This is a genomic window from Brachybacterium sp. SYSU DS0246 (assembly GCF_059391765.1).
On sequence record NZ_JBZXYT010000059.1, the window covers coordinates 1 to 3,501 of the forward strand.

5 protein-coding genes are annotated in these 3,501 nt (G+C 71.7%); 3 read left to right on the forward strand and 2 right to left on the reverse strand.

Going from position 1 to position 3,501, the window contains the following annotated elements:
- Together AC5020_RS16830 and AC5020_RS16835 are read left to right on the forward strand one after the other, a co-directional pair.
- On the forward strand, positions 1-235 hold a 235-nt coding region (locus tag AC5020_RS16830), incomplete at its 5' end, for a hypothetical protein (RefSeq protein WP_464989135.1).
- A 3-nt stretch (positions 236-238) separates the two neighbouring features.
- On the forward strand, positions 239-829 hold the full coding sequence (locus tag AC5020_RS16835; RefSeq protein ID WP_464989136.1) for a DUF3566 domain-containing protein: 591 nt from the start codon (positions 239-241) through the stop codon (positions 827-829).
- A 61-nt stretch (positions 830-890) separates the two neighbouring features.
- On the opposite strand, the gene AC5020_RS16840 is transcribed toward AC5020_RS16835, so the two are convergent.
- Positions 891-1,490, reverse strand: a complete 600-nt coding sequence (locus AC5020_RS16840) for a GNAT family N-acetyltransferase (protein ID WP_464989137.1) — start codon at positions 1,488-1,490, stop codon at positions 891-893.
- Positions 1,491-1,621: 131 nt separating this feature from the next.
- On the opposite strand from AC5020_RS16840, the gene AC5020_RS16845 reads away from it, so the two are divergent.
- Positions 1,622-2,485, forward strand: a complete 864-nt coding sequence (locus AC5020_RS16845) for a TetR/AcrR family transcriptional regulator C-terminal domain-containing protein (RefSeq protein ID WP_464989138.1) — start codon at positions 1,622-1,624, stop codon at positions 2,483-2,485.
- Positions 2,486-2,490: 5 nt separating this feature from the next.
- Here AC5020_RS16845 and AC5020_RS16850 read toward each other — a convergent pair whose 3' ends face one another.
- Positions 2,491-2,964 (reverse strand): aminoacyl-tRNA deacylase, encoded by a 474-nt coding sequence (locus tag AC5020_RS16850; protein WP_464989139.1) that lies wholly within the window; start codon positions 2,962-2,964, stop codon positions 2,491-2,493.
- Positions 2,965-3,501: the final 537 nt, after the last annotated feature.

Below are 3,501 nucleotides of genomic sequence, written 5' to 3' on the forward strand. Positions count from 1 at the left end.
CAAGGGCGATCAGATCCTGCTGGTCACCGCCAGCCCCGAGTCCGAGGTGGACGAGGAGCTGGCCGAGGTCGCGGAGACCCCGGACCTCGACGAGGGCGCGGCGGCAGAAGGCGGGGATGCTGTGGAGATCTCGAGCGAGGACGAGTCGCAGTCAGCTCCGGCCCCCTCCGATGATCTAGGCTCTGACGAGTCCGACCGGTCGCCCTCCGGCGGCGACGACACGATCGAGGAGTGATCCGTGAGCACGAGTGACTCGAGGACTGCCTCCACGTCCCGCACGTCCTCCCCCCAGAGCGCGTCGCCGGATGCGACCTCGAAGCTCCCGGTCGTCGAGGACGGCAAGGAGACCGACGGCTCCTCCGACGAGAGGATCGGGACCGGGAAGGGCTCCGCCGCCCGGGGCGCCAGCCGCAGCCCGAAGAGGGAGACCGCGAGCTCTGCCGCGGCCTCCGCCGAGAAGCAGCGGCGCGGGCCGCGCCGCGTGCGGCTGACGCTGGCCCGGCTCGACCCGTTCTCCGTGATGAAGCTGTCCTTCCTGGTGGCGATCGCCATCGGTATCGCGACCGTGGTCGCCGTGATCCTGATGTGGAACCTGGTCGACGCCATCGGCCTGTGGACCCAGATCGACCAGCTGGGCCGTGACCTCAACGGCGGTGACCCGCTGCCGTTCATGGAGTTCTTCGAGTTCTCCAAGATGGTCAGCTACGGCACCATCGTCGCCGTGGTCAACGTCGTGATCATCACCGCGCTGGGCACGCTGCTGGCCTTCCTCTACAACCTGGTCGCCGCGCTCCTGGGCGGGCTGAAGGTCACCTTCACCGACGACTGAGCCTGCACCACGCACTGGACGGGCGGGCACCTGCGGGTGCCCGCCCGTTGTGCGTCTGCGGTCAGTTCCTCCACATCGGCTGCAGGGTGGGGCCGTTCTCGATCAGCCGGATCGGCTCGCCGTGGGCCGAGAATCCGTGGCGGAGGTAGAGGGCCCGATTGGCGGGGGTGGAGGCTTCGAGGTACAGGGGCAGCCCGAGCTCCCGGGCACGGGCGATCCCGGCCTCGATCAGGGCGTGGCCCGCTCCTTGGCCCCGCTGCTCGGGAAGCACGGCCATCGAGACCAGATGCAGGTGCGGCAGGCGCGGCGTGCGGGCGGCGGTGGCCCGTTCCACGGCCCGCAGTCGCCGGGTCGCGGTCTCCCGGGCCGGGGGCTCGCGGTCCTCCGGGGCCTCGTCGCTCGGGCCGGTGTCGGGGACCGGCACCCAGATGGAGACCCCGATCGGGGACTCCGCCGCGTCCAGCGCGAGGATCACCGCATCGGCCTCGAGTGCGGCGCGCAGGGAGTCGCGGAAGCTCTCGCGCAGCAGCGCATCGCGGCGGGCGGGATCGGGGAGCGCCCAGGCGGTGACGGCCTCGTCGGCGAAGGCAGTGGCGCACAGGTCGACGACGGCGTCGTACTCGTCGGCGGTGGCGGCTCGGGCGGTGATGGCTGACGTCATCGTGGGTGCTCCTCGGTCCGGTCCTGCTGGGACTGCTGGTTCTCGCGCGTTCCCCACCAGGCTCGTGGCAGTGCGTCCGGAGGGGGAGTAGTTTCGTCACAGCACCCTGTGTGACGAAAAGGGAGGCCGACGTGACGTGCTCCGAGTGCGGGAAGAGCTGGCCCGACCAGCGCAGGGCCGGGCGCCCTCGTCGGTACTGCTCCAGATCGTGCCAGGCCCGGGCGTACCGTCGGCGTCGCGACGAGGGGCGGCTCCGCTCCGCCGCGCGACCCGCCGACAGGCGCAGCGGATCCGACTCCGACGCAGCCGGGCAGGTCGACATCGAACGCGCGCTCGATGCCGCTGTCGCCCTGGCTGACCGGCAGGGCATCGGCGCCGTGACCTTCGCGGCCCTCGCGGGGCGGACCGGCGCGTCGATGAGCACGATCCGGCAGCTGGTGGGAACTCGGGACCGGCTGGTGGCCCTGATGGCCCAGCGCATCGTCGCGCGCAGCAGCCGGGAGGGCCGCAGCGGGCAGGAGTCGCACCGGAAGGATCCACCGGTCGAGAGGCTGCGGGCCCTCGCGCAGGAGGAATGGCAGCGGTACCTGGCCCATCCGTGGCTGGTGGAGGTCCTGGCCAGCACCCGTCCTCCGCTGGTGCCGGCCGTCCTGGAGGCGTCGCGCGCCATGGTGGAGGCCTTCGTGGAGATGGGGTTCGACGCGGACTCGGCGCTGCGCCGGTACCTGGCGCTGAGCGGCTACATCCAGGGGATGGGCCTGCTGGTCGCGGCGGAGCAGCAGGAGGCCGGCAGCACCGGCATCGCCTACGGTGCCTGGTGGGCCGACGAGGTGCGGCGGCTGGACCGTACCGGCGTGCGGCGGGGCCATCCCTGGCTCACCGAGCTCACGGAGCAGCCGCACGATGCCGGCGACTCGTTCGACGCCGATCGCGCGTTCCAGGAGGGCCTCGGCCCGATCGTCGACGGGCTGGCAGCCGGGGCGCCGACGGCCTGAGGGCGCTACTGCAGCTCGGTGACGTCAGCGACCTGTGCCTGCAGGTGCGTGAGAGCGGGCTCGGCGGCAACGGTCACGGCGACGCCGTGGGCGCCCGCGCCGAGGGAGATGCGGCGCGTGGGATCCCCGGCCAGGGAGGCGTCGGCGATCACCGGCCAGGCGGTGGTGGCGCCGAACGGGGTGATGGTCCCGCGTTCATAGCCGGTGACATCCCTGGCGACATCCTTGTCGGGCATGGACAGGCGGTTCACGCCGAGCACGGCGCGCAGCTTCGGCCAGGAGATCTCGCGATCGCCGGGCACCAGCACGAACAGGAAGTCCCCCTCGGCGCGGCGCACCACGAGCGTCTTGACGATCGATCCGGGCTCGACCCTGCGCGCGGCGGCCGCCTCGGCGAGGGATCCCATCCGCCCGTGCCGGGTGATCTCGTACTCCAGGCCGGAGGCCTCCAGGGCCTCGATCGCGCGATGTTCGCTCATGTCCTCACGATAGTGGCCCCGGCGCGCGATGGCGGGTGGGGCGGGACACCGGATCCTGGGGCCGGCGGGGCCGAGTGGTTAGAGTCGAGTGATGCCACCTTCCCCCGCCGTGACCGCCCAGGCCGATCCCGTCGAGACCGAAGTCGACGGCCCCACGGAGGCCCTGGACGATCCCCTCGTGGACGTCGCGGCGATCGATGCGGCTCTGGCGGCGGACGGCGCGACCCCGCTGGCCGAGCGCACGCTGATGCTGGCCCTCGGCTCTCACGAGACCCGCGGACGATCGCCCGGAAGTACGCCAGTTCCGTGCGCAACTTGGCCGCTGGTGACTGCTCCCATACCTCTGGGCAAGAGTGCTGCCGGCGTCGTCGGCGACTTTTCTCTGCACCGAGCTGGAGATTGCCTGGTTCGACCTGAGTTGGACCTCTTTAGTGTGTCAGTGCATCAAGGATGGTTCGGGCGTCGTCGGTGAGTTCGGGGGTGGCTGTGATCTGCTGGCCGGCGAGGGTGATGGTCACGTCCTGCAGGGGCCGTAGC